At 39.5% G+C, this 23,725-nt stretch carries 26 protein-coding genes; 12 read left to right on the forward strand and 14 right to left on the reverse strand.

Going from position 1 to position 23,725, the window contains the following annotated elements; genetic code table 11:
- Nucleotides 1–123: 123 nt before the first annotated feature.
- Both CKW03_RS20480 and CKW03_RS13920 read right to left on the reverse strand, forming a co-directional pair.
- Nucleotides 124–270 carry a hypothetical protein gene (locus CKW03_RS20480; RefSeq protein WP_157739526.1) on the reverse strand — a complete coding sequence of 49 codons (147 nt, stop codon included), beginning with the start codon at nt 268–270 and terminating at the stop codon, nt 124–126.
- Nucleotides 271–1,294: 1,024 nt separating this feature from the next.
- Nucleotides 1,295–2,443 carry an MFS transporter gene (locus tag CKW03_RS13920; RefSeq protein ID WP_236736491.1) on the reverse strand — a complete coding sequence of 383 codons (1,149 nt, stop codon included), beginning with the start codon at nt 2,441–2,443 and terminating at the stop codon, nt 1,295–1,297.
- Nucleotides 2,444–2,926: 483 nt separating this feature from the next.
- Between CKW03_RS13920 and CKW03_RS13925 the strand changes: the two genes are divergently transcribed.
- The gene (locus tag CKW03_RS13925) at nt 2,927–3,520 is read left to right on the forward strand and encodes an outer membrane beta-barrel protein (RefSeq protein ID WP_093098016.1); all 594 of its coding nucleotides are present in this window, start codon (nt 2,927–2,929) and stop codon (nt 3,518–3,520) included.
- A gap of 79 nt (nt 3,521–3,599) precedes the next feature.
- Here CKW03_RS13925 and CKW03_RS13930 read toward each other — a convergent pair whose 3' ends face one another.
- Nucleotides 3,600–4,013: an NUDIX hydrolase gene (locus tag CKW03_RS13930; protein ID WP_093098018.1), complete on the reverse strand. Its 414-nt coding sequence runs from the start codon at nt 4,011–4,013 to the stop codon at nt 3,600–3,602.
- 138 nt (nt 4,014–4,151) lie between these two features.
- Here CKW03_RS13930 and CKW03_RS13935 point away from each other — a divergent pair, with 138 nt between their 5' ends.
- Both CKW03_RS13935 and CKW03_RS13940 read left to right on the forward strand, forming a co-directional pair.
- Entirely contained in the window at nt 4,152–5,192 is a 1,041-nt protein-coding gene (locus tag CKW03_RS13935; protein WP_093098019.1) for a L,D-transpeptidase, read from the forward strand.
- Between the two features lie 69 nt (nt 5,193–5,261).
- Nucleotides 5,262–6,047, forward strand: a complete 786-nt coding sequence (locus CKW03_RS13940) for a murein L,D-transpeptidase catalytic domain family protein (protein WP_236736492.1) — start codon at nt 5,262–5,264, stop codon at nt 6,045–6,047.
- Nucleotides 6,048–6,513: 466 nt separating this feature from the next.
- Here CKW03_RS13940 and CKW03_RS13945 read toward each other — a convergent pair whose 3' ends face one another.
- Both CKW03_RS13945 and CKW03_RS13950 read right to left on the reverse strand, forming a co-directional pair.
- Nucleotides 6,514–8,424, reverse strand: a complete 1,911-nt coding sequence (locus CKW03_RS13945) for an amidophosphoribosyltransferase (protein ID WP_093098021.1) — start codon at nt 8,422–8,424, stop codon at nt 6,514–6,516.
- A gap of 264 nt (nt 8,425–8,688) precedes the next feature.
- Nucleotides 8,689–9,201 (reverse strand): lipocalin-like domain-containing protein, encoded by a 513-nt coding sequence (locus CKW03_RS13950; RefSeq protein WP_093098022.1) that lies wholly within the window; start codon nt 9,199–9,201, stop codon nt 8,689–8,691.
- A gap of 163 nt (nt 9,202–9,364) precedes the next feature.
- On the opposite strand from CKW03_RS13950, the gene CKW03_RS13955 reads away from it, so the two are divergent.
- Both CKW03_RS13955 and CKW03_RS13960 read left to right on the forward strand, forming a co-directional pair.
- Nucleotides 9,365–9,745, forward strand: a complete 381-nt coding sequence (locus CKW03_RS13955) for a YchJ family protein (RefSeq protein WP_093098492.1) — start codon at nt 9,365–9,367, stop codon at nt 9,743–9,745.
- 74 nt (nt 9,746–9,819) lie between these two features.
- Nucleotides 9,820–10,152, forward strand: coding sequence for a YegP family protein (locus CKW03_RS13960; protein ID WP_093098024.1), 333 nt, complete (start codon nt 9,820–9,822; stop codon nt 10,150–10,152).
- A 1,239-nt stretch (nt 10,153–11,391) separates the two neighbouring features.
- Here the strand turns inward: CKW03_RS13960 and CKW03_RS13965 are convergent.
- A complete protein-coding gene (locus CKW03_RS13965) occupies nt 11,392–13,395 on the reverse strand; it encodes a M13 family metallopeptidase (RefSeq protein ID WP_093098025.1) in 2,004 nt (667 codons plus the stop codon).
- 137 nt (nt 13,396–13,532) lie between these two features.
- Here CKW03_RS13965 and CKW03_RS13970 point away from each other — a divergent pair, with 137 nt between their 5' ends.
- Nucleotides 13,533–14,180 carry a hypothetical protein gene (locus CKW03_RS13970; RefSeq protein ID WP_093098027.1) on the forward strand — a complete coding sequence of 216 codons (648 nt, stop codon included), beginning with the start codon at nt 13,533–13,535 and terminating at the stop codon, nt 14,178–14,180.
- Entirely contained in the window at nt 14,161–14,529 is a 369-nt protein-coding gene (locus CKW03_RS13975) for a hypothetical protein (protein WP_093098028.1), read from the forward strand. The genes CKW03_RS13970 and CKW03_RS13975 overlap by 20 nt, the downstream gene beginning before the upstream one ends.
- Here the strand turns inward: CKW03_RS13975 and CKW03_RS13980 are convergent.
- The 3 genes from CKW03_RS13980 to CKW03_RS13990 form a co-directional block, all read right to left on the reverse strand.
- Nucleotides 14,526–14,720: a hypothetical protein gene (locus tag CKW03_RS13980; protein WP_093098030.1), complete on the reverse strand. Its 195-nt coding sequence runs from the start codon at nt 14,718–14,720 to the stop codon at nt 14,526–14,528. The two genes, CKW03_RS13975 and CKW03_RS13980, sit on opposite strands and share 4 nt — an antisense overlap.
- Nucleotides 14,721–14,913: 193 nt before the next feature.
- Nucleotides 14,914–15,705 carry a S1/P1 nuclease gene (locus CKW03_RS13985; RefSeq protein WP_093098493.1) on the reverse strand — a complete coding sequence of 264 codons (792 nt, stop codon included), beginning with the start codon at nt 15,703–15,705 and terminating at the stop codon, nt 14,914–14,916.
- Nucleotides 15,706–15,713: 8 nt separating this feature from the next.
- Entirely contained in the window at nt 15,714–16,175 is a 462-nt protein-coding gene (locus CKW03_RS13990) for a DUF4268 domain-containing protein (RefSeq protein ID WP_093098032.1), read from the reverse strand.
- 78 nt (nt 16,176–16,253) lie between these two features.
- On the opposite strand from CKW03_RS13990, the gene CKW03_RS13995 reads away from it, so the two are divergent.
- On the forward strand, nt 16,254–16,790 hold the full coding sequence (locus CKW03_RS13995) for a lipocalin family protein (RefSeq protein ID WP_093098495.1): 537 nt from the start codon (nt 16,254–16,256) through the stop codon (nt 16,788–16,790).
- Here the strand turns inward: CKW03_RS13995 and CKW03_RS14000 are convergent.
- Together CKW03_RS14000 and CKW03_RS14005 are read right to left on the reverse strand one after the other, a co-directional pair.
- Entirely contained in the window at nt 16,787–17,098 is a 312-nt protein-coding gene (locus CKW03_RS14000; RefSeq protein WP_093098033.1) for a hypothetical protein, read from the reverse strand. The two genes, CKW03_RS13995 and CKW03_RS14000, sit on opposite strands and share 4 nt — an antisense overlap.
- An 80-nt stretch (nt 17,099–17,178) precedes the next feature.
- Complete coding sequence (locus CKW03_RS14005) at nt 17,179–18,507, reverse strand: OmpA family protein (protein ID WP_093098035.1); 1,329 nt, start codon at nt 18,505–18,507, stop codon at nt 17,179–17,181.
- Nucleotides 18,508–18,633: 126 nt separating this feature from the next.
- On the opposite strand from CKW03_RS14005, the gene CKW03_RS14010 reads away from it, so the two are divergent.
- A complete protein-coding gene (locus CKW03_RS14010) occupies nt 18,634–20,043 on the forward strand; it encodes an alkaline phosphatase (protein WP_093098036.1) in 1,410 nt (469 codons plus the stop codon).
- Nucleotides 20,044–20,124: 81 nt separating this feature from the next.
- Here the strand turns inward: CKW03_RS14010 and CKW03_RS14015 are convergent, their stop codons facing one another.
- Entirely contained in the window at nt 20,125–20,502 is a 378-nt protein-coding gene (locus CKW03_RS14015; protein WP_093098038.1) for a single-stranded DNA-binding protein, read from the reverse strand.
- Nucleotides 20,503–20,656: 154 nt separating this feature from the next.
- Between CKW03_RS14015 and CKW03_RS14020 the strand changes: the two genes are divergently transcribed.
- Nucleotides 20,657–21,040, forward strand: coding sequence for a hypothetical protein (locus CKW03_RS14020; protein ID WP_093098039.1), 384 nt, complete (start codon nt 20,657–20,659; stop codon nt 21,038–21,040).
- Between the two features lie 63 nt (nt 21,041–21,103).
- Here the strand turns inward: CKW03_RS14020 and CKW03_RS14025 are convergent, their stop codons facing one another.
- Nucleotides 21,104–21,814, reverse strand: coding sequence for a pirin family protein (locus CKW03_RS14025; RefSeq protein ID WP_093098041.1), 711 nt, complete (start codon nt 21,812–21,814; stop codon nt 21,104–21,106).
- Nucleotides 21,815–21,889: 75 nt separating this feature from the next.
- Nucleotides 21,890–22,582, reverse strand: a complete 693-nt coding sequence (radC, locus tag CKW03_RS14030) for a RadC family protein (RefSeq protein WP_093098042.1) — start codon at nt 22,580–22,582, stop codon at nt 21,890–21,892.
- A gap of 151 nt (nt 22,583–22,733) precedes the next feature.
- Between radC and CKW03_RS14035 the strand changes: the two genes are divergently transcribed.
- Nucleotides 22,734–23,192, forward strand: a complete 459-nt coding sequence (locus tag CKW03_RS14035; RefSeq protein WP_093098044.1) for a peptidylprolyl isomerase — start codon at nt 22,734–22,736, stop codon at nt 23,190–23,192.
- 22 nt (nt 23,193–23,214) lie between these two features.
- Nucleotides 23,215–23,619 (forward strand): DUF5606 family protein, encoded by a 405-nt coding sequence (locus tag CKW03_RS14040; RefSeq protein ID WP_093098045.1) that lies wholly within the window; start codon nt 23,215–23,217, stop codon nt 23,617–23,619.
- Nucleotides 23,620–23,725: the final 106 nt, after the last annotated feature.

The raw sequence follows: 23,725 nt of genomic DNA on the forward strand, positions 1-23,725 counted from the left end.
AAAACGTTGTTCGATTAATCGAACAGCGTTTTTGCATTAGCCCTATTTTGTTCAATACCAGTGCTAAAATAATTCTGCCCTTACAGGGCAGTATGTCGTTAAAAATGACTTTCTTTTTCGGGGTCATCCTGACGCAGGAAGGATCTCGAAACTATACAAGAAAAATAATTGATTATCAGTCATGATACAACCGTTTTGAACCAGGATGTTCGGGATTGGAGGATGGACCAAGATCATTAGCGGAATGCCGATCATATATTTATTTTCCATTTTCCGCTGTTATCCTGACGCAGGAAGGATCTCGAAACTATACAAGAAAAATAATTGATTATCAGTCATGATACAACCGTTTTGAACCAGGATGTTCGGGATTGGAGGATGGACCAAGATCGTTGGCGGAATGCCGATCACATATATTTATTTTCCATTTTCCGCTGTTCATCCAGACGCAGGAAGGATCTCTGAACTATTCAATACAAATAATTGATTATCAGTCATGATACAACCGTTTTGAACCAGGATGTTCAGGATTAGAGGATGGACCAAGATCGTTGGCGGAATGCCGATCACATATATTTATTTTCCATTTTCCGCTGGCATCCAGACGTAGGAAGGATCTAGGAAACATACAAAATATAAGTGCATTGGCGAACAGGTCATCCATCTTAGATGGATAATGACAAGCATGTTTTGGGGCATTTACGTACAGATTCTTCACTATTCGTTCAGAGTTGGAAATGTCCCAGAAAGGGATTCTTCGCTGCGCTCTGAATCTATTTTTTGTTTTTTTTTAAGAATCGTTGTCATCGAAATCGTAAGATGAGAGAACCATTTTAAATGAAGGGTGTATAGTTCCGAGACCCTTCCGGAAACCGTGAGAGTGACACAAAAAGGGTGCAGAAAATATGCCACCCCCTCTGGCCAATGTCATTAAGTTAAGAGAAAAACAAAGCGTAACTTTACAAAGGAACAAGAATACCTATTTGTACACTTCTGATTCTGAACAATTCGTGAAGAATCTGTACGGATCTTCTCCCTTAGATACTGTCATCCTTAACTGAAGGTTAAGGAACTGTAAACCAATACAATGCCCGGTATTTTTGATTTTGTAGTTTTGCATTTTCCCGAGATTCTTCCTTCGTCAGAATGACACAAAAAAACTTAACTTAATGCCACCCCATCTGGCGGTTTGTAAATAGCTCAAGAAGTAAAAGATCTTGGTCCATCCTCCCATCCCATAAATCCTGGTTCAAAACCAGTTCTTGGTCCATCCTCCTATCCCATTAATCCTGGTTCAATCCCTTCCCCTCATTTCATTCACTTTCTTCGCCAGCAACAGGTGCGATCCCAATCCCATCATTGCAAAACTAACTCCAACCACACATACCCCTGTCCAGCCTGCAATTCCCCATGCCTGGGCTGCCAGCCAGGAACCAAAAGACCCTCCAATAAAATAGGTCACCATATAAACCGTATTCAATCTGCTTGTAGCAGGCGTCTTGATGGCAAAATAATCGGATTGGTTCATAATATGGGAGGATTGCAAACCCAGATCAATCAAGATAATCCCGATTACCAGTCCTAGATAGGTATTTCCCATAAAATAGATAAAGAACCAACTCAAAAAAAGAATAACCAATGAAACGGTAATTATTTTATGGCGAGACCATACTTTATTTAATTTTCCAACAAATGCGGCACCTAAAGCTCCTGCTGCACCAATCAAACCAAAGGTACCTGCAACGGATGGCCCAACCTCAAATGGGGGCTCGTTTAAATGAAAGGCTAAGGTTGTAAATACGGCACATAGAGAAGCAAAACTTACTGCACCCCTGAAGGAGGCCAGTTGCAATATGGGTTCTGATTTGGCAAGAACCCAAACGGACTTCATTAAGGAAGCGTAATTCCCTTTGAAGTTAGGTTTCATTTCCGGCAACATGCGATAGATAAATATCCAGGAAACCAACATGAGACTTGCTGCCCCAAAATAAATACTTCGCCAGCCCCAAATATCTCCGACTATCCCTCCTATAAACCGGGACAACAAGATCCCCATCAACAATCCTGACATGACCATACCGATATTCTGGGACCTATTTTCTGAATCGGATAGATCGGCAACCATGGGCACAAAGAGCTGTGGAATTACCGAGGTACATCCGATCAGGAAACTAGCCATGGAGATCATCCATAACTCTCTGGATAATGCCATCCACAGCAATGCGAGGAACACCAATATCAAATCAAACAGTATCAGCTTTTTCCTAAAAAGTTTATCACCCAATGGGATGATCATCAACAAACCAAAAGCATATCCCAACTGGGTAAGCACTGTAATCTTACTAATGGCTGATTCAGAAACTTCAAATTCCGAAGCCATCTCTGCCAATAAGGGTTGATTATAATAATTATTCGCCACCACTACCCCTGATACAACCGTCATGAGCCATAACATCGATTTTGAAAGCTTGGGATGTCCGCTTATTTCCATAGATTTTATTAATATCGTAAATCTAAAGATTCTATACTTGGTTTGGATTTAAAACTTATAATTTGTGAATCTTCTTATATTGCTGTAACGCCTCAAGCGCTCAGCAGAATCCATAAAAGGATCTTCGCTTACACCTAATCCTTCCTACCTGACAAGCAAAATGATATTTTGACAGCATGGATTTCCCGAAATCCATGACAAATTGGCTATTATTTTAACTTTTTTTCAGCTAAAGAAATAAGCTATGTTTTGATGATTGTTTGTTAATTGTCATTAAAAAAAGAGTGTAATAATTTAAACTCACTGTATTTCAATGCATTATTGGATTCTTGGAAAAAATAGTTGCTTAAACACCTATGCCATTTAACAAGTTGGTACAGAGATTGACTATTTGACCATATATGACAATAAAGTCAAACAATTAATATTGAAATCATGAAAAAATTATTACTTACATTATCTGCTGTAGCAGTATTAGGATTAGCAGCAAATGCACAAACTGAAAAAGGTAAATTTATGTTAGGTGGCCAAGTTAGCTACCAAGGTCAATCTATTAAAGATTCAGATGCAAAATCAAATGAGTTCAGCATTATCCCTAATGTGGGTTACTTTGTAGCAGATAATATTGCAGTAGGTACTGGTATTGGTTACTCTTGGGCTGAAAACAAAGATGCTGCCAATACTAAAAACACCAACTCTTCTTTTGTTCTTGCTCCTTTCGGTAGAATGTACAGTAACAATGAAGGTCCTGTTAAATTCTTCGGTCAGTTAACTGTTCCTATGGCATGGGGTACTCAAGAAGTAAATGGTGATAAAACTGCTACAACAGCAAACTACGGTGTTGAATTAGCTCCAGGTGTGGCTTACTTCCCTACTTCAAACTTAGGTATTGAGTTTAAAGTAAGAGGTTTGTTCTACAACAACGGTTCTACTACTAATGAAGCTACTGATGCAAAAACTACAGTTAATTCTTACGGATTGAACGTAAATTCATTAGCTCCAACTGTTGGTGTTACTTTTCACTTTTAATCGATAATAATTATCATAAATAAAGGGATTGCCTAAATGGGCAATCCCTTTATTTTTTACCTGCTTTTCTCCAAATGTGCTAGTTTTCCATCCAGATGGGCAAGGCAAATTGTTTCAATAGATTGGCCAATTTTACTTCTTCAATTTCGGTTTTCTTCACCCAACGGATTTCCCGCAGTTCGGCATGTGGTTCGATCTGTTCAAATTGATCCACAAATTCACATTGAAAAACATAGCCCCGGACCGTTTTTCCCGCTTCATTGACGGCTTGGGCTTCATGCACACCTAGGAGCTTACAATGCTGTTCCTTCAGGAGGATATGCAATTCTTCGTTCAGTTCTCGGATCAAACTATCCACAGGTCGCTCTTCTCCTTCAATCTTACCACCCGGAAGCTGATAATAGCTGGAGCCATTCTTTTGAACGGTCAATAACTCGTCCTGTTTATTAATGACGACTCCAACGGCGATGGTGATGTAGTTATTTGGCTTCATTTGATGAATTTGAGAATTAATTTCCAAATTTCCGAAATAATGGAATGATTTTTAGTATTCAATAGGTTGATATTGAAGTTAATTCTATTTTTGCATCAAAACTAGATTACAATCCACTAAAAAACACCAAACTAGCGAATGAAAAATTACTTTTTCTGGTCCTTACTTTTTGCTTTATTAATCGTCGCATCCTGTAAGAACTCGTCAAAAACCACTAGTGCTGCTGAGAAAAGAAAGCAAGATTCCATAGAAAGAGTTAAAAAAGCTCAAGAAGAAGCCGAAAGAGCAGAAAGGGAAAGACCTCGAACTGCAGCTGACATCAAACTGGAAAAAGATCTACAATACGACAAACACTCTTTAGAGGAAACCTATCCATACAAGGATACTACCCGCCAATTCCAGATCGAAAAGATCAAGGAGAAATTGGCCTTCATCGAAAATTTCCAAAGGGCTCCCCATCAATATGGTGTCCTTCAAAACTATAAGAACCGCAATGGCGAAGCTGCTGTGGTGGAAAACTTCGTCCGCAATGCCTATAAACGTGTATCGGATACCTTAGGTACTGAAAAATATCAATCTGCTCCGTTATACCAAGCTGAAGACAGTAAAAAGCCGTCCATTTATGGTCGCGATGGATCTTTGGTAAGCTTAGAAAGCCCAGACACCCTAAAGATGGTCAAAGTCAATGGGATCTCCTTCGAAGGAACCTGGTTTGTGCCTAAAAGATATGTTAAATCTATCGGCGATTCGTTAAAAATCACCCATGTCAACATCGTCGATGTTACAAACCAAAATATTATGACGGTGGAAAGAACGGGTGAAAATGAATGGAAAATCCGCAGTATGAACCCCGCAACATCGGGTCAGCACAATCCTCCACACCAGATGGAAACACCGGTTGGAATCTTTATGGTGCAGGAACAAAAACCAAAAATGTTCTATTATGGGGATGGAACGACGACCATTGAAGGATTTGCGCCATATGCGTCCCGATTCACCAATGGAGGCTATATTCACGGTGTTCCGGTGAATAATCCAAAAGGTAAGATCGTGGAGTATTCATGGTCATTGGGTACGACACCAAGGTCACATATGTGTGTCAGAAATGCGTCATCTCATGCTAAGTTTGTTTACGACACGTCAAAACCCTTTAAATCACTGGTGGTTGTGATTGACTAAAACCTTATTTAACACTTTGATTGTCATATTTTTCCTAGCTTTGTAAAAAGAGACTAGGAAAATGTGCTTATGAATAAACTATTGCTTATTTCATTATGGGCTATTGCGACCTCCACAATAACAGGAGACCTAAACATCACTCCGCAAGTAAATGCTCCTAAAGAAATCACACAGACAAAAGTAGAAGTAGTAAAAGATCCAGTTAAAGAATTATATGATGAAATGAAACTGCAAGGGATCATTAAATGGGACGCCTTCGAACAAGCTATGCAAGGCTACCAGCAATTGAACCCCAAGAACAGGAACATCATGACCATCATTGATTTCACCTTGCCTTCAACCGATAAAAGAATGTATGTTCTGGACATGAAAGCCAAAAAGCTTTTATACCACAATATCGTATCCCATGGCAGAAACAGCGGTGAAAAATTTGCTACATCTTTTTCTAACAAACATGGATCTTTCCAAAGTTCACTAGGGTTTTACTATGCTGAAGAAACCTATTACGGTGGAAATGGATTCTCCCTACGCTTGGACGGACTTGAAAAAGGAATCAATGATCAAGCAAGACCTAGAGCCATCGTGGTTCATGGTGCAGATTATTGCAGTACAGATATCATTAAATCAACAGGAAGATTAGGAAGAAGCTACGGCTGCCCTGCCCTACCTCGCGAATTGACCAAACCAATCATCAATACGATCAAAGGTGGAAGTCTGATGTACATATACGCTGGAAACAAAGATTATCTAGCGTCTACTAAATTTGTAAAGAAACATCCTTTGGAACCAACTTCTACATTGATTGCTACGCAACATGATGAAGAAACTGGAAAGTCTAAAACTGTTTTGAACTAAGTATTTAGTATAAAGTATTTAGTATTTAGACGGAGGTTCCGATAAAAGATAAAGATCATGGATCTGGTTATTGCAACTGGGATCCATGATCTTTTTTTGCCTAGGTATGGTGTCTTGTAGAAGTACAGCGAAAATTTCCTAGCTTCGACTTGAAACTACATCTTCTTTTTTTGCAAAGAAAAAATTCTTCCAGCAACAAGGAATTTCAATTATTATTTGAATTCAAATAAAGAAATCAGAAGGTCATTTTTTCTGGATAGAATTATAGCTAAAAAGCCTACCTTATTCGAGACATATTCGAGAATCATTCGGGAATTTACTGGATTGAATAGGGAATTGATCCCAGACACATTTTCAAATTTCCGAATGTGTCTCGAATATGGTCAAAGTGAGACCCGACTAATATCTACGAAAAAGGCCATGATAAAATCATGACCTTTAAATCTTAATTTTTCTATAATCCAGACTAGCTACTGAAGTATGCTCTAACATTCTTACCTTCCATCCAGTTCATAAAGGCACGGTTTACAACCTTGTTACCTCCAGGTGTTGGGTAGTTACCCGAGAAGTACCAGTCGCCTTTGTGGTTTGGACAAGCGATATGTAAGTTATCCAGAGTTTGGAATACAACTTCCAACTCCGCGTTCAGGTTATGAGGTTTTACGATCCTGGAAATCTCTTGGGAGATCTGTTCATCGGTAAACGGCTCATAGATTGCTTTTACGTAGTTTTCAACCTGATCCTTCGGCATCGTTGTGGAAGCCAAACATTTCTGGTAGACCTCATCGATGATGTGGGCCAATCCATTCTTGCGCAATAAAGCGATAGCGGCCTCAAATGCCACGAACTCGGACATCCTAGACATATCGATACCATAACAGTCCGGATAACGGATCTGAGGGGCTGAGGATACGATTACGATTTTCTTAGGGTGTAGACGATCGAGGATAGTCAGGATACTTTGTTTTAAAGTCGTTCCCCTCACGATGGAGTCATCGATGGCAACGATGGTATCTTCATGGTCATTTACGATACCGTAAGTTGTATCGTAGACATGTTGTACCATATCTTGGCGATCTGCATCTTGGGTGATGAAGGTACGAAGCTTAGCATCTTTCACGTTCAATTTCTCGAAACGTGGTTTCAGATCCAATACTTCATTCAACTCCTCATCAGAGATTTTATCAGTACGGTTCAAAAGCGCCTCTTTTTGGCAATTTCTCACGTGCTGGTTGATTCCTTCCATCATACCATAGTAAGATACTTCGGCAGTATTCGGGATGAAAGAGAATACGGTATTCTTGATGTCGTTGTCGATGCTCTTCAATACCTGAGGGATCAACAATTTACCTAGTGATTTACGTTCTTGGTAGATATCTGCGTCTGAACCTCTAGAGAAATAGATTCTTTCGAAAGAACAGGACATTTGTTCTACCGGCTGTCTGAACATTTCTTCGGAAACCGTACCGTCCTTCTTAGCGATCAAGGCATGGCCTGGTTTGATCTCTTTTACTGCAGTCAATGGGATATTGAAAGCCGTTTGGATTACCGGTCTTTCCGATGCTACCACCAATACTTCGTCATCTTGGTAGTAGAATGCCGGACGGATACCTGCTGGGTCACGCATTACGAATGCATCCCCATGACCAAAAATTCCGGCGATGGTATAACCACCATCCCAAGTCTTCGCGGAGCGGGTCAATATTTTGGCAACATCCAGGTTTTTCCCGATCTGCGCAGAGATCTCAATATTGGAATAACCATCCTGTTTGAATTTGTCGAAAAGTTTTTGGTTTTCTTCATCTAGGAAGTGACCGATTTTTTCCAGTACCGTAACCGTATCCGCTTGTTCCTTAGGGTGCTGTCCTAGGTCGTACAATTGTTGCAAAAGCTCATCAACATTGGTCATGTTGAAGTTCCCTGCTACTACGAGGTTTCTGGACATCCAGTTGTTCTGTCTAAGGAATGGATGACAGCTTTCAATACTGTTTTTACCATGTGTGCCGTAACGCAAATGGCCTAATAACACTTCGCCCGTGAAGCTAACATTGTCTTTCAACCATTGGGTATCCTTGGATTCCTCTGGGTAAGCCTTGTTAACCGCAGCGAACTTCTTCTGAACGTATTCGAAGATTTCGGCAACTGCCGAAGACCCCATTGCTCTGTATCGGGAGATATAACGGTTACCAGGCTTGACATCGAATTTAATCGTCGCAATCCCCGCTCCATCTTGGCCTCTATTGTGCTGCTTTTCCATAAGCAGGTACAATTTGTTGATGCCGTAATAGGGCGTACCGTATTTTTCTTGATAATAAGATAGGGGTTTTAGTAGTCGGATTAGTGCGATACCGCACTCGTGTTTTATAGCGTCACTCATATCTTGAATTGATGGCACAAAGGTACGGAATTTTGAAAAAATATCAGATACATCTTAATGTAAAAAATATTTAGCTAAAAGAAACACATTAGACAAGAGACTTAAGACAATAGACATAAGACTCAAGACCTGAACATGGGATATCAATGCCAAAATAAAGTGGAGGTACTTCTATTCAATAATCTAATGGAAAAAGAATTTTGTATGGTTGGGAGTATTAGATATGCCCAACCATACAAGATCTTCAGCACTGTGGCTCTGCCATTAAGGGTTAACGACTTTTGCTGTTGTGTATTCGATAAACTTTTCACGTCTAGAAACAAACTCTGCTTTTTCTATCCGCTGCCAAGTCATATAGCTATTGACCATGATGCCGTCCGAAAGGATCGGTTCTACGGACTTCAGGTACAAGATATCGCCTTCAAAATCAATCTTGCGCTCCTGATACTGACCTTCCCAATTCGGGAACGATGAGGTCGTAATGGAATACTGTACGATTGCATTATTATTGTCGATCTTATAGGAACCAGCAAAAGCTATAAAGCCTTTGACCTGCTCCTGGATTTCTTTTTCATTTGCCAAATAGCGATCCTCAGATGCATATTGACTGCGTTCTGAACTTGAAATCTGAACTGACATAAATCCATCAGCTCCATACATTAATAATCCCTTTGGAGATTGGCCCATCGGGAATATTGAATCTGCACCTTTAATCGGTACTTCTATATAAGATAGTAGTTGCCATGTGCCTACTAATTCATTCTTCAATGTTGTCATTTAGGGGTTATTGTTTGCCATTATAACGGCGATTCTTCATTTATAGTTTGTAACATTCTTTATATAGATATTTCCGTGACAAATGAAACATCTGTATATTCGGTAAACAAGTTTTAGACCAACATTGGCACCCAAAAAACAAGAAATGCTTAATCCCTTGACTATGAACAAGAATTGTTATTGCGATTCTGGAAAGAATTACGAAGATTGTTGCGAAAAAGTACATCATGACCTAAAATCTGCTGGATCCGCCGAGCAGCTGATGCGTGCAAGATATACGGCTTTCTGTCTATCCTTGGTTGATTTCCTTTACCAATCATTCCATCCCAACAGCAGGCGCTTCCAGAAAAAAACCGAGATCGAACAATGGAGCAAAGAGAACAAATGGGAAGGTTTGGAAATCATAAAAGCCACCGAAAACACCGTAGAATTCAAGGCATTTTTCACAGATCCATTTGCTGAAAAACAGGTCCATCATGAGAAATCCAGGTTCCAAAAACTCCAAGGAACTTGGTATTATTTAGATGGCAAGATAATTGCCTGAGCAATATTCTGAATATGGAGGGTTTGGATTTTATTGAAAATTAGTAAATTAGTAAATAACTAAATATTTAAACTATGGGAAAGTTTGTAATTTCAACTAGGAAGAATGGGGAGTTCCAGTTCAACCTAAAAGCTGCAAATGGACAGGTCATTCTGAGCAGTGAAGGTTATACCACAAAAGCAGCTTGTGAAAATGGCGTGCAGTCCGTTAAGAAAAATTCACAAGACAGTTCAAAATTTGATAAGTTAACAGCCAAGAACGGTAAGTTTTACTTCAACCTAAAAGCTGGTAATGGTCAGATCATCGGAACAAGCGAAATGTACGAAAGTGAAGCTGGCCGTAGCAATGGCATCAAATCAATTCAAGAAAACGCTCCTGACGCAAGTATTGACGATACAACAGTTTAATATTCGAAAATATTATTTTGGAGAGCCACAAAGATTGTGGCTTTTTTTTGTGCAATGCGTAGAGTTTTTTGGGTAAGCGTGGTGGTTTCCAGAAGGGTATTGGAGCTAAATAGGTAGACTCCATATTTGGAAAGCCTCCAGCGGAGTGGAATATTTCCCTATAAAACTTGTTCGTTACTTTTAGAGCCCAAAAGTAACCAAACCGACGAAGGAGCTCACGGATACCAAAAACAACTCGAATCCGTAACGCTTCGGCCCATTTAAGGTGGCTTTTCGCACAATCATCCACACATGGATAGAATGCCTTGTTGTCGGGAATATCTTTCAAAAGCTCATCCCTTTTGATGGGATGATCTATTGAAAGCATTCCAAGGCCAATCCCATCGCACAGGGCATCGGCATTCTTTCCATTTTTCCGCCAAGGAAATGAGTCGGGGGCTAAAGGACTTCCTGCGGAAGGATAGTTGTTTGTTTAGGTAGGCAACCCCCAGAGGGGGTGACATCTTTATAGAAAATTGAATCGCTTGACGGAGAACCCCTAGTAGGGGTGAAATATTTTTCCATAAATCCTCTTTACCGGGATAAAAAATAGTTCCCTCATCTTACGATTTCGGGATGACAACGATCCTTAAAAAAATAAAAAATAGATTCTTCGCTGCGCTCTGAATCCCTCTCTGGGACACTTCCAATTCTGAACGATGAGTGAAGAATCTGTACGTAAATGTCCATTCCATTTTGTCATTCTCCATCGAAGATGGAGGACCTGTTCGCCAATGCACTTATGCTTTGTACGGTTCCGAGATCCTTCCTGCGTCAGGATGACAGCGGGAAATGGAAAAAAAATATATGTGATCGGCATTCCGCCAATGATCTTGGTCCATCCTCCAATCCCGAACATCCTGGTTCAAAACGGTAGTATCATGACTGATAATCAATTATTTGTATTGAATAGTTCCGAGATGTTTCCTGCGTCACGATGACAGCGGGAAATGGAAAATAAATAAATGTGAGCGGCATTCCGCCAACGATCTTGGTCCATCCTCCGATCCCTAACATCCTGGTTCAAAACGGTTGTATCATGACTGATAATCAATTATTTGCAGTGAATAGTTCCGAGATCCTTCCTGCGTCAGGATGACACTGGAAAGGACATTTTTTTTTCGCCATACACCCCCTCACCCTAAAAAAAACAGGAGCAACCTTCCGGTTGCTCCTGTTTCTCTTGATATCAAAATCTGCTTACCAGATTACGATACGTTTATCTTTAGGGATATACAATTTATCACCTTCTTTGGTTTCGAATGCTTTGTGGAACGCATCTAAATTGATGATCGGTCCTGTAGCACGGTATTGAGCCGGTGAATGTGGGTCAGTTTTCACTTGGTTTACCACAAACTCATCGGTAGTTTTGGTACGCCAGATGGTTGCCCATGAAAGGAAGAAACGTTGGTCTTGGGTGTATCCATCGATCAAACCAGGGTTTCCTTTGTCTTTAAGGTACATCTGTAATGCATCGAATGCAACTGAAGAACCACCAAGGTCACCAATGTTTTCACCTAGGGTGAATCTACCGTTCACAAATACGCCCGGTACAGGTTCGTAAGCTTCGAATTGCGCAACTAATGCATCAGCAGCAGCTTCAAATTTAGTTCTGTCTTCGTCAGTCCACCAGTTATTCAGGTTACCATTTCCGTCGTATTGAGAACCAGAGTCATCAAATCCATGTGATAACTCATGACCGATAACCGCTCCGATACCACCAAAGTTCACTCCTGGATCAGCTTTATAATCATAGAATGGAGGTTGTAGGATAGCGGCTGGGAAAACGATCTCGTTGAACAATGGGCTGTAGTAAGCATTTACCGTCTGTGGCGTCATGCCCCATTCTGACTTGTCAACTGGTTTGCCTTGTTTAGCAAGGTTTTCTTCAAATGACCAACGACGCACGTTATTTACATTTTCGATCAAGGAAGTACCTACTTCTAAGTTAGAATAGTCTTTCCATTTGTCTGGGTATCCGATTTTCACGGTGAATTTAGAAAGTTTCTCTAAAGCTTTTTCTTTAGTGGTTGGTGACATCCAAGCTAAATCCTTGATATGCACATTGAAAGATTTGATCAAGTATTGAACCAACTCCTCACATGCAGCCTTTGCCTCAGCAGGGAAGTTTTCTTTCACATAAAGCTTTCCTAACAATTCACCAGCGTTGCCATTGACAAATTCCAAACCTCTCTTATCCAACGCACGTTGTTCTTTTTGACCTCTTAATTTCTTTCCGTAGAAATCGAAAGACAATTGATCTAGTTCTTCAGTCAAATAACCAGTAGCGTCATCCATTACATGGAATTTCAAGTATTCCTTGATAACTGGTAAATTCTCCTCATTAACGATCTTGTCTAGATTCTGGTAATATTTCAATTCACCGATGATCACGGTATCCGCTTTGAATCCCAAGGCTTGGATGTATTTAGCCACATCCATATTCTTCACCATTTTATTCAAATCCTTTACCGCAACCGGATTGTAACGTTTTTGAGCATCACGCATCTCCTCTACTGTTTTTAGGTTGGAAGCGATCAATTTCTCAAATTCAATTACTTTAGGCCCTTTTAGATCTCTGGTCTTCGGATCAACCTTTCCATATAACGCATTGATATATTGGTTATAGTTACCCAAGGTTTCAGTGTTTTTGGCATCTTCTTTTTGGTAATAAGTACGTCCAAGACCTAGACCACCACCACCTAAATAAACAGCATTCATATTACTGTTTTTCATGTGGGCATAAACATAAGCTCCGAAGAAAGGGTTGCCACCGATTGCTCCGTATTTCACGAAGTAATCGTAAAGACCTTTCAGGTTCTTCACTTGATCGATATCCTTCAATTGTTGTTGAATAGGAGCTATTCCCAACTTGTTACGGGTATCAAAATCTACATAAGATTTATAAAGATCAGCAATCTTTTGACCATCAGTTCCTTTTTCGAATTTGGTATTCAAGGATTCTTTAAGGATTTTCAAGGCTGCTTCATCTGTGTTCTCTCTTAGTTGATCAAAAGAACCCCAACGAGCCTTATCAGAAGGAATTTCTACAGTTTTCATCCAATTACCATTGACATAATTGTAGAAATCATCTTGGGGACGAACGGATTTGTCCATGTAGGAAACATTGATTGCTTGATGTTCTTGCCCAAAAACACAGGCTGAACTAGCAAATAATGCTGCCATTAATACGTATTGTTTCATAATTAACCTATTTTGTTTAAGAACTAAGAGATAGTTCCTATGCAAACATAGCGAATCTAGGAAAAAACAAAAAGTAACTATTTTTATATATTTAATTGATTTTAAATTAACACAATGGATTTGCTAAATTGGCCGAAATGATAATTCAGGTTGAAAACATCGATTATTTATTGGTCAGCAGCAATAAAAAAGGGATAAGCATTGATTTCAATGGACAGGATTTACCTGTCATATATGCTCCTGCTGATCTATCTATCCAAGAATTGACTGCATATGTCAAGCGTTTTGCCAAGAAAAATGCCAACAAGGCTATTCCAACGGAAGAATTGGAATTCTTTTCATTAAAAATTTTTTCCAAAGAATATCCTGTGCGGCCTTTGCCCACTGGACAATCTAAACCCTATTTAAAAAATAATATTATCTACTACTCCAAATCCACATTGACCACTAAAAGTCAGGAAAAGCTGGAAAAACAGTTGGGACAATATATGTTTGAACAGATTATCATGAGCTTGGTTGGCAAATGGGAAGAACTTTTGGATTACCTTTTGGAAGACATCAAATTCAAGAAAATACCAAAGAGTTATTTTGTCTTTTCAGGGAAAACATTAGTCTACAATAAATCCAATATTTATCTGGACTTGAGGTGCAATGAATATTTATTGGCAAAGGCTTTGATAGAGATAGCTGGTAAAAACAAACTACAGCCTACTATTTTGGAAAGACATTTTCCAGATGCGAGGCAAATTGAAAAAATATTATCCTATGGAAACGAAAGAATATAGATTTGAAACTGAAATCAACCAGCAACAACTGGAAAGCATATCAACCGATCCTTCTGCATTATTGGACATCATATCAAAAGAAGAACTGGATAAGTTAAGCTGGTTTATTTTTGATGTCTTAGGGGATAAGGATGGCAGCCCGGAAGTTGGGAATATCCAGGTTTCAAGTTTTAAATATGATGCCGAAAAGAACAAGGGGACTTTTCGAATGCAATTTGACATTGACCGAAAGTTTTGCTGTTCCGATATGGGTAGCTGCAGCAATGATTACCTTGATTTCAACTTCAATATTGAAAATAATTTCTTGGTAGCAAGCGGTAATTATTTCGATTGGACCTTGAACAATTAAGCGAATTTATAGACTTTGAAATAATAAATGATAATGGCGATCAGGATCAACATGATCGAAAGGATTAGCAAATTTGCTTTCAATGCAGCCCAGTCTTTCTGTACTATATTGCTACTGATTAAAATCAATTTGAATAGGACACTTATTCCAGCTATCAGATAGAAAAAGTTAAAGAAGTTAATCTCCATCATACGCTTGAAGGGTTAGATTTTGTTAATAATTGGTTTTGAATCAAATATACAAATTTCAACTTTTAATTTCCTAGTAATTAAAAGTTTATACCCCAATTAACGTAAATTGATTAAAAAAGAATAGGCATCTGAAATTAGATACCTATTCTTTTTAGTAATAATGTTCTTTTTGTTCGATTGAACAAGGGAATTCTTAGCCAAATACTTCGTTCAATTCTTTTGCAAGTCTTAACCCAGCTTTCAACAGGGCGTTTTCCATAGGATCTTTGAACCTGAAGATATAATCGTAGGATAACTTGTTGTTCTTAGCTACATCATCATAAATGATATTTGCCATTTGATGTGATTCATACAACCAGTCCTCTAGTGTTGAATTTGTGTATTGCTTATAGAAGGACTTTTCAAAATCCAGCACACGTGCGTATTCAGTATAAGACCATTTTTCGTTATCGACTAAGTCGCTATCCCAAACACGGTGGATATTAGATCCCCTTCCAAAGAAAGTAACTGCAATTTTATTTCCACCAAGGTCCTCTGCCCTACTCACATGCATGGGTTGATGGGCATCACCTAATAAATGGACCATAAAATAAAAAGCCTGTCTTCTTTGTTCGATGGTCAAGTCTTTGTTTGCCACATCTTTTTTCACTCGTTGATAAGCTTTGTATAGATTCTGTTCAGGTGAATTTTGGAGTTCCAGCAAAAACTGCTCATGTGTCAGGTTACCTGGGGTATTTAAGAAATGCCACGATCCTGTTTTCAGGAGTACCGAATCTGGTGAAGACTTGATAAAGTCTGCCCAATTGGACCAATAGGCAATTTTTTGATGGCCAATCAGTTTTTCGATGTTGCGTTTAGCTTTTCTTGTCAAATGTTGTTCTGCGATTTCAGAAATCACGCGATGTCCAGTCATCCCCCATGCCATTACATGATGAGATTGCGTTAATAGCATAAAAAATACTAGAATTCTACCTACTAGTTTCATATTCCTCATTATTTAAAAAGTTCAAATCCATATCGTGCTGTTGACCAAAAGCTATCCAGCGCGATGATGCGAGGTTTAAAGAAAGAAATGAGTTCTGGCCAATCTTCCTTTTTAAAGACACTCAATCCTCGAATTTCGGTGTATATACGAGCTGTTTGTTTGCCGTAATCATCGTAAAAGGAGTCGTCCCAGATCCATTCCTCCCCAAGTTCTGCTTCCAGTACCTTGGCATATTCCTTAAATTGTTCAAAGAGCAGGGCACGGATTCCGTCATCAGGATTGGCTATCTCGATCCCAATCTGTGCTATCTTATTGGTTGCTTCCATTCTAAAGAACAAGAAGCGAATACCGGTTTTATAATTCACCCATGTTACCTTTTCACCATCCTCGCTTGGGATTGGCGCCATGTATTGCCCAAAAGTGGTCCAAAAGGACTCCTTTATTTTCTTTGCTTCTTCTCTTGAATACAATTCTTTAATTTTATGCAAAACTAGGAATCTCTTTAAACATTTATGAGGTTTAACCTGTTTTCCTATAAAATATTTACGATGGACAAGAAGAAAACCCTAATAGCCCTTACCGCAGTAGCCCTCGGTTCTGTAGTCTACAACTATTTGAAACCCATTAAATCAAATGCAGATGCTGTTCAAGATTTTGACCTGCAAAGATATCTTGGAAAATGGTATGAGATTGCCCGATTAGACTTTTTCTGGGAAAAGGACCTGAAAAACGTGAGTGCTGAATACAGTTTGAATGATGATGGATCCGTTCGGGTGAAAAATGAAGGTGTAAGCACTGTGAATGGCAAAACTAAAACAAGTATTGGAAAGGCTAAATATGCAGGTGATGTCAATGAAGGTTCCTTAAAAGTTTCTTTTTTCGGTCCTTTCTATTCCGGTTACCATATTGTACAATTAGACGAAAACTATGAGGATGCCTTGGTCTTCGGGGATAACCTAGATTATATGTGGATCCTTTCCAGAACAAAAACCATTAGGCCAGAAAGAGAAGCAGCTTACCTGAAATATGCAGAAGCTTGTGGTTACGACACATCAAAATTAAAGTGGACCATACAGGAAGGTTAAAGATCAAATACAGGTTGGATGATGGAATAATTCAAGGTAGGATCTTGTTGAATTACCGTTGCGATTTCTTGTTGATCGGCAGCACTGATAACATTTCCTAATCCTGCATTAAAAAGACGCACCAATAAAAGGGCAGATTCTGCCTTTTCTTGGTTGGTCAGTAAAGAACTTCCAACATAGAAGTTAAGGATTGATGCGGCATAGTCTCCAAAGAGTTCGAAATCCAAGGTCTTTCCTTTGGATTTCAAATCCTTAAAGAACTTTTCAAAATCCCCATTGATCATGTCTTGTTGTGTCTCTGTAAGCATACAGCAAAAATAACAATCGGATTGACAATAAAAAAAGCAGTCCAATGTAAATTGGACTGCCTCACTTTGGTTTTCAATAGTTATTTTCTTACGCTTATCGCGACTCTTCTATCTTTCACACGATCAGATTCGGGTGCATCAGCGGGATATTTAGCGAATTGGGAACCATATCCTTCGGTTGCCATCACCCTATCTCCTACTCCTTTGGTATCAAAAGCATTCTTAACTGCAATTGCCCGATCATTAGAAAGCTTTTTATTGATGGCTTCATCACCGGTTTTATCGGTATAGCCACCAAGTTTCACTTTAGCATCTGGGTAAGCATTTAAGATAGCGACCAAATTGTCCAGCTGAACCTGACTTTCAGGAAGAATGTTAGCTGTTCCGGTTTCGAAATTTAAATTGTCGAAATCAAACCAGCGGTCTTTCAATTCTTCATCTGATAAGCTCTTGTAATCAGAATTCAGGAACTGTACCAATTGATCTTCAATACCACCTTTATAGGCGTTGAGTTCGGTATTATTTGGCAGAGTTACCATAATACTTTCCCTAACCACTTCCATTGGGCTGGTTGTAGTATCTTGGTTTACGACAGAGTCAGTGATCAAGGAGTCCACATGGGCATCTGACACAGGTGCTTCTTCTCTATTACAGCCTTTTCCGAAAAAGAACCATAAAAGAAGCAGGATAATCGGAAGCAGGATCCACCAAAGGCCTGCACCTTTCTTACGGTCTTCATCTGCAGGGGGAAGTGCCGCTGGCGGCTCTTCACGTCGAACCCTGGAGGTAGGAACTATTGGATCTTCGACAAGAACGTCTCTTGCTGGATCGACAATGGGATCAACCTCAACCACTTCTTCCTTGACAATGGTTGGTCCTTTTGGCTCTTCGCCAAGGATATTCAAGGGAAGTCCGGCAGGCAATGCCTTCAGGAAGTTAGAACGGTTGTTGTTAAGATCGGCTTCAATGGAGGTGGTGTCCCACCTTTGCCCATTGCTGGTCAATGCGCCTACCACAGCGGGAATTGCTGCAGAGAACATACGAATCAAGGAGTTCGTATTCAGGCCTAAAAAGTTTGCCGTATTGGGTATTACCTGGTCAAATGAATTCCCGAAAAGGGAGCTTAACACCGTCCTTGTGGTATCCCCATCTTGAGGTACATCCTGCACTGGAGGGCTGAACCTCAATACATCTGAAAAATTAAATCCAGAAAAATTTGATTTCAATGTTTCTAAAAGATTTCCTAGACCGTGGCCGGCTTTACGTTGGAAACCTAAGAATAAAGAAGGAATTACAGTTTCGATTCCTTTTTTTGCCTGATCTGGGGAAATGTTTTCCTCGGAGGCAAGAGTACTATAGGTGTGCTCATTGAAGTATTGATGAGCAAGCTCTAATAAATTGTTTTCCATAACTGAGTTTATAAGTACAATTACAGAAACAATCCGTGTAACATTTTGTTTGCAACAAGCTGTTTTTGCCAATTAACATTATCTTAATATGAGAACCTTAGTTTTGTATAAATTAATCCATTTGGTATGAACATTAAATTTTTCAATTTATTCCTCGCCTTATTTTTATTTATAGGCTCCAGTTTTGCACAGAAACAACCGAAATACATTTTCTTTATGATTGGAGATGGTATGGGTTTGAACCAAGTCCAGGCGGCAGAAGTATACAAAAGCTCCCTAGAAGGCAAAAATTCAGTTTACCCAACTGTTTTCAGTCAATTCCCTTATGCGACCTTTGCAACATCTCATTCTCTATCCCATGGGGTAACGGACTCTGGTGCTGGTGGTACGGCCTTGGCAGTAGGTTACAAAACTAAGAACGGTGTAATTGCCATGGACAGTGCTGGCGTGAAATCTTATAAAAGCATTGCCTATTTAGCTAAAGAAAAAGGGATGAAAGTTGGGATTACTACTTCGGTAAGTATTGACCATGCTACTCCGGCATCTTTCTTTGCAAACCAACCTGATCGCGATATGTATTATGAAATTGGTTTGGATATCATCAAATCTAAATTTGACTTCTTTGCAGGATCAGGTTTCCTAAAACCAACTACGAATGCTAAAAAGGAAGAAGTAGCATCCATTTTCCCACAATTGGAAAAAGCAGGTTATAAATTGCTTTATGGTTTGGATGATTACAAAAAAGCGAATAAAGCCGATAAATTGATCTTGATGAATAAAAAAGGTACTGACAATGTATCCTTAAAATATGCGATCGATCAAAAACCTGGAGACCTGAACCTTGCTGAAATCACTTCGGCTGCCATCGAATCCCTAAGCCAAGGCGATAAAGGTTTCTTCTTGATGGTTGAAGGCGGTAAAATCGACTGGGCATGCCATTCCAATGATGGTGCTACAGCGGTACATGAAGTTTGGGATTTCAATAATGCAGTTCAAAAAGCGTTTGAATTCTATCAAAAACATCCTGAAGAAACATTGATCATTGTTACGGCGGATCACGAAACGGGTGGTATCGGCGTTGGCAACGGTAGCTCTACTTTGCGTTTGAAAAACCTAGAAAACCAGAAGATTTCCCAAGAAGCGCTTTCAGCTGCAATCAATGAATTCAGAAGCAAGAATGAGAATGCTTCATGGGATCAATTGAAAGAGTTTTTAGGACAGCACCTTGGTTTGTGGAAAGCAATCAAAGTAAGCGAAGATGATAACGAAGACCTACATGAAGCCTATAAAAAAAGCTTTATTGAACATAAAAATGAAACTAGCAAAAGCCTATATGCTACCAACGATAAAATCGCTTCTTTAGCGATCAAAGCTTTGAACAAAGCTTCATCGATTAGCTGGGCTTCTGGAAGCCACTCGGCAGCCTATATCCCAGTTTATGCTATTGGAGTAGGTGCTGAACAATTCCATCAAAAAATGGACAATGTGGATATTCCTAGAACGGTTTCTAAAGTTGCTGGTTGGCAACATCCATAATAAGTCAAAGAACTTAATCAAGTTATTTATCGGGAGCTGATGTACATACAGCTCCCTTTTCATTGCTGTGGGGGCCTATTTCTACGCGCTGATTTCAGGTTGCATCTTCTGGTTCAGCCCCATCCCTTCCATCAGAAACATCAACTTATTTGCCCTGATTTCACAATACTGTTGTGTATTGCCGCTTTCCTTTTCGAATTGTTTGTAGAAAATAGTTCCTTGGATCAACCAAAGACTACCTTTTTTACCGCGTTTCTTCATTTGATTGCACAGCATATTGCCCCATACCGCTATCCGATGCCATTGACTTTTCTCATACTGTTCACCATTCTTCTTGACCCCGTATTCATTAGTGACCAAAGAAATAAAACAGAATGGTATACCAGTGCTGCTGATCTTGATCTCTGCTTCCTGACCTAACCTTCCCAATAGTTGTACTGAATTTTTTATCGTGCTCATGGATATTTCAATTTTTGATATTTATTTTCTTATTAATCAATTATCTTAGCTAAGTAACTGATACAAAATTGAGGAAGGGTGCCTAGTTTATTCGTATTTCAAACAGTTAAAAACGACTGTAGTCGGTTTTAAACGATTAAAATCATTTATTGCCATGGGTATTAGAACATGTAAAGAATGTGAAGAGGTATTGCGCGGAAGGACTGACAAAAGGTTTTGCAATGATGGATGCAGAAACGCTTACAATAACAGGGAAAATAGCAAGGATAGTGATATGCTCAAGAAGATCAATAATCAGCTTCGAAAAAACAGGAAGATATTGAGAACATTGCTTGCAGAAGAGAAAATGCTGAAAACGAATAAAAGTAAGCTCCTGGCAGAAGGGTTCTCCCTAAAATACCATACCCATCGGATAATCACTTTAAAGGGGCAAGAATATATCTTCTGTTATGAATATGGTTACTTAGATCTAGGGAATGATTATATCCTGATAGTCAAGAGCAAGGAAAAGAAACGCGAGATCAATGCCTTGGTTTAGTCTTGGATCCATAAAAAAGCACCTGTATTAGATACAAGTGCCTTATACTTAATAAAAATATATTTATACCGGAACTTCCATCAACAGAAATTCAGCATTGGTATCTGCTTTGATCTTAACATCATGAGCACCTGCAATTCCTAGGCCATCCCTGCTGTGCAATTTTTGACCTTCCACATCTAGCTCGCCATTCAGCACGAAAATATACAAGCCCTGATCAGGTTTTTTCATCATATATTGACGGGCATAACCCGCATCAAAATCAGCAAAATGAAACCAGGCATCTTGGTGGATCCAAACGCCTGCATCATCGGGATCAGGGGAAAGGATCTGTAAGAAATTATTCTTGGCTGCTTTGAAATCGATGCTCTGCTGATCGTAACGTGGTTCAACGTTCTGTTTATTTGGAACAATCCATATTTGGAGGAATTTGACTGGATCAGTTTTGCTGTTGTTAAATTCGCTATGTTCCATTCCTGTTCCCGCGCTCATCACTTGGATATCTCCTTTTTTAATGACCGAACCAGTCCCCATACTGTCGTTATGTGCCAACTCGCCTTCCAAAGGAATGGAGATAATCTCCATATTGCTATGTGGATGCCTTCCGAAACCCATGCCGGCCTCAACATTATCATCGTTTAAAACACGTAGTGCACCGAAGTTCATTCTTTCGGCATTCATGTAGCCTGCAAAACTGAACGTATGATTAGATTTTAACCATCCATGATCTGCATGTCCACGAGAGTCAGCTGGGTGATAAAAAAATTTTGCCATAATATTCTCCTCCTTTAATAATTAACACAAAGTTCAAGCATTAAGTTTTATTGTGCATTGACATAGGTTAAGAAATCAAGTGATCAAAATTCCTTCATCTCGGAAACTATAATAACTCTCATCTGTAATGATGAGGTGATCGTGGACATGGATATCCATCAGCTTGGCGGCCTGTGCTATTTTTTTGGTCAAGGTCCGATCGGCATCGCTAGGCCTGAGGGTTCCTGAAGGATGGTTATGGGCGAGAATAATGGAATTGGCCTTGTTCATCAGGGCAAAGCGGAGGATTATCCGCACATCAACAGGTGTAAAATCATTGCCTCCCCTTCCGATCAATTGCTTGTCCAGCACCTTACAACTGGTATTGAGGAAAATCACCCAGAACTCTTCATGGCTCAGGTCTTCTAAAAGATGTTTCAAAAATTCATAGGCTTTTTTGCTGCTATTGAGGATGGGTTTTTCCTGGATTTCTGACTCCTGCCTTCTTCGGCCGAGTTCCAGTGCGGCAATGATGCTGATGGCCTTGGCCTCTCCGATTCCCTTAAATTGACAAAGCTCCTTGACATCCATTTTGCTGAGCCGGAAAAGGTCGTTGCTAACCGAGCTGAGGAGCCTTTTGCAGAGTTCAACAGCAGTTTCATGCCTGGATCCGGATCCGATCAATATGGCCAGGAGTTCGGCATCTGTTACGGCCCTTCGGCCTTGTTCGAGGAGTTTTTCGCGCGGTCTATCCGATTCTGCCCAATCCCGAATGACTAATTTCTGCATATACTTTATTGCAATAATATTTCTTTAAAGTAAATATAGTGATTGTAAACGAGAGCTTAAAAACTGGGATTCAACATCTTATTGTACAATCTTTAGAATTTACGCAGAAACCTTATCTTTGTAGGCTATTACAACATTAAGGACAGAAATAATGAGCAAAGCGATTATCAAAACAGAAAAAGGCGACATGACTGTGCAGTTTTACACAGAAGATGCTCCAAATACAGTAGCCAACTTCATTAAGTTAGCTAAATCAGGATATTATGATGGTTTATCATTCCATAGAGTTATTCCAGATTTCGTAATTCAAGGCGGATGTCCTAATACACGCGAAGGCGCAACAGGCATGCCAGGTACTGGTGGCCCAGGATACAAGATCGATTGCGAATTGGATGGTGAAAACCAATACCATGACCGCGGTGTCCTTTCCATGGCGCACGCTGGAAGAAACACAGGTGGATCACAATTCTTCATCTGCCACAGCCGTAACAATACTGCTCACCTAGACCGCAACCACACTTGTTTCGGAAAAGTAATCGAGAACGTTGATGTTGTTGATGATATCCGTCAAGGTGATCGTATTTTAGGAGTAGAGATTATTGAAGATTAATTCTTATATAAGAAGCAAAAAAATGAATTTAAGAGGATTAGTGTCAGTTACTGGCAAACCAGGATTATTTAAATTGATCGGTCAAAACAAAGGTGGATTCGTTCTTGAATCCCTAGATGCCAGCAAAGTTAAATCGGTAGTGAACCTATCGACTACTAAAATGGCTACCCTAGAGGATATCACTATCTACGGTGAGGATGAGGAAATCCGTTTATTGGACGTGTTTGAAACCATCAAAACAAACGGGGGCAATACTCCAGATGTAAAAGCTGACGGAAATACTTTGCGTGAGTATTTCAGAGAAGTAGCTCCTAATCATGATGAAGCAAGAGTTTACTCTTCAGATATCAAAAAGATTATTACATGGTACAATATCATCAAAGAACTTCCTTTGTTTGAAGAAGAAGCTCCAGAGCCTCTAGCGTAAATTGACCAACATATAAAAAAACCTATCCTAGATATTTTTTAGGATAGGTTTTTTTATATCCTTATATTTAAGAATTGGTGATATTATCGATTACATTCAAGTTAAT

Source organism: Sphingobacterium mizutaii (assembly GCF_900187125.1).
Classification (GTDB): Bacteria; Bacteroidota; Bacteroidia; order Sphingobacteriales; family Sphingobacteriaceae; genus Sphingobacterium; species Sphingobacterium mizutaii.

Excerpts from the sequence above, each read along its gene's own strand:
- CKW03_RS20480 (WP_157739526.1), bottom strand. The coding sequence starts at position 270 with ATGGAAAATAAATATATGATCGGCATTCCGCTAATGATCTTGGTCCAT.
- CKW03_RS13920 (WP_236736491.1), bottom strand. The coding sequence starts at position 2,443 with ATGACGGTTGTATCAGGGGTAGTGGTGGCGAATAATTATTATAATCAA.
- CKW03_RS13925 (WP_093098016.1), top strand. The coding sequence starts at position 2,927 with ATGAAAAAATTATTACTTACATTATCTGCTGTAGCAGTATTAGGATTA.
- CKW03_RS13930 (WP_093098018.1), bottom strand. The coding sequence starts at position 4,013 with ATGAAGCCAAATAACTACATCACCATCGCCGTTGGAGTCGTCATTAAT.
- CKW03_RS13935 (WP_093098019.1), top strand. The coding sequence starts at position 4,152 with ATGAAAAATTACTTTTTCTGGTCCTTACTTTTTGCTTTATTAATCGTC.
- CKW03_RS13940 (WP_236736492.1), top strand. The coding sequence starts at position 5,262 with ATGAATAAACTATTGCTTATTTCATTATGGGCTATTGCGACCTCCACA.
- CKW03_RS13945 (WP_093098021.1), bottom strand. The coding sequence starts at position 8,424 with ATGAGTGACGCTATAAAACACGAGTGCGGTATCGCACTAATCCGACTA.
- CKW03_RS13950 (WP_093098022.1), bottom strand. The coding sequence starts at position 9,201 with ATGACAACATTGAAGAATGAATTAGTAGGCACATGGCAACTACTATCT.
- CKW03_RS13955 (WP_093098492.1), top strand. The coding sequence starts at position 9,365 with ATGAACAAGAATTGTTATTGCGATTCTGGAAAGAATTACGAAGATTGT.
- CKW03_RS13960 (WP_093098024.1), top strand. The coding sequence starts at position 9,820 with ATGGGAAAGTTTGTAATTTCAACTAGGAAGAATGGGGAGTTCCAGTTC.
- CKW03_RS13965 (WP_093098025.1), bottom strand. The coding sequence starts at position 13,395 with ATGAAACAATACGTATTAATGGCAGCATTATTTGCTAGTTCAGCCTGT.
- CKW03_RS13970 (WP_093098027.1), top strand. The coding sequence starts at position 13,533 with ATGATAATTCAGGTTGAAAACATCGATTATTTATTGGTCAGCAGCAAT.
- CKW03_RS13975 (WP_093098028.1), top strand. The coding sequence starts at position 14,161 with ATGGAAACGAAAGAATATAGATTTGAAACTGAAATCAACCAGCAACAA.
- CKW03_RS13980 (WP_093098030.1), bottom strand. The coding sequence starts at position 14,720 with ATGATGGAGATTAACTTCTTTAACTTTTTCTATCTGATAGCTGGAATA.
- CKW03_RS13985 (WP_093098493.1), bottom strand. The coding sequence starts at position 15,705 with ATGAAACTAGTAGGTAGAATTCTAGTATTTTTTATGCTATTAACGCAA.
- CKW03_RS13995 (WP_093098495.1), top strand. The coding sequence starts at position 16,254 with ATGGACAAGAAGAAAACCCTAATAGCCCTTACCGCAGTAGCCCTCGGT.
- CKW03_RS14000 (WP_093098033.1), bottom strand. The coding sequence starts at position 17,098 with ATGCTTACAGAGACACAACAAGACATGATCAATGGGGATTTTGAAAAG.
- CKW03_RS14005 (WP_093098035.1), bottom strand. The coding sequence starts at position 18,507 with ATGGAAAACAATTTATTAGAGCTTGCTCATCAATACTTCAATGAGCAC.
- CKW03_RS14010 (WP_093098036.1), top strand. The coding sequence starts at position 18,634 with ATGAACATTAAATTTTTCAATTTATTCCTCGCCTTATTTTTATTTATA.
- CKW03_RS14015 (WP_093098038.1), bottom strand. The coding sequence starts at position 20,502 with ATGAGCACGATAAAAAATTCAGTACAACTATTGGGAAGGTTAGGTCAG.
- CKW03_RS14020 (WP_093098039.1), top strand. The coding sequence starts at position 20,657 with ATGGGTATTAGAACATGTAAAGAATGTGAAGAGGTATTGCGCGGAAGG.
- CKW03_RS14025 (WP_093098041.1), bottom strand. The coding sequence starts at position 21,814 with ATGGCAAAATTTTTTTATCACCCAGCTGACTCTCGTGGACATGCAGAT.
- radC (WP_093098042.1), bottom strand. The coding sequence starts at position 22,582 with ATGCAGAAATTAGTCATTCGGGATTGGGCAGAATCGGATAGACCGCGC.
- CKW03_RS14035 (WP_093098044.1), top strand. The coding sequence starts at position 22,734 with ATGAGCAAAGCGATTATCAAAACAGAAAAAGGCGACATGACTGTGCAG.
- CKW03_RS14040 (WP_093098045.1), top strand. The coding sequence starts at position 23,215 with ATGAATTTAAGAGGATTAGTGTCAGTTACTGGCAAACCAGGATTATTT.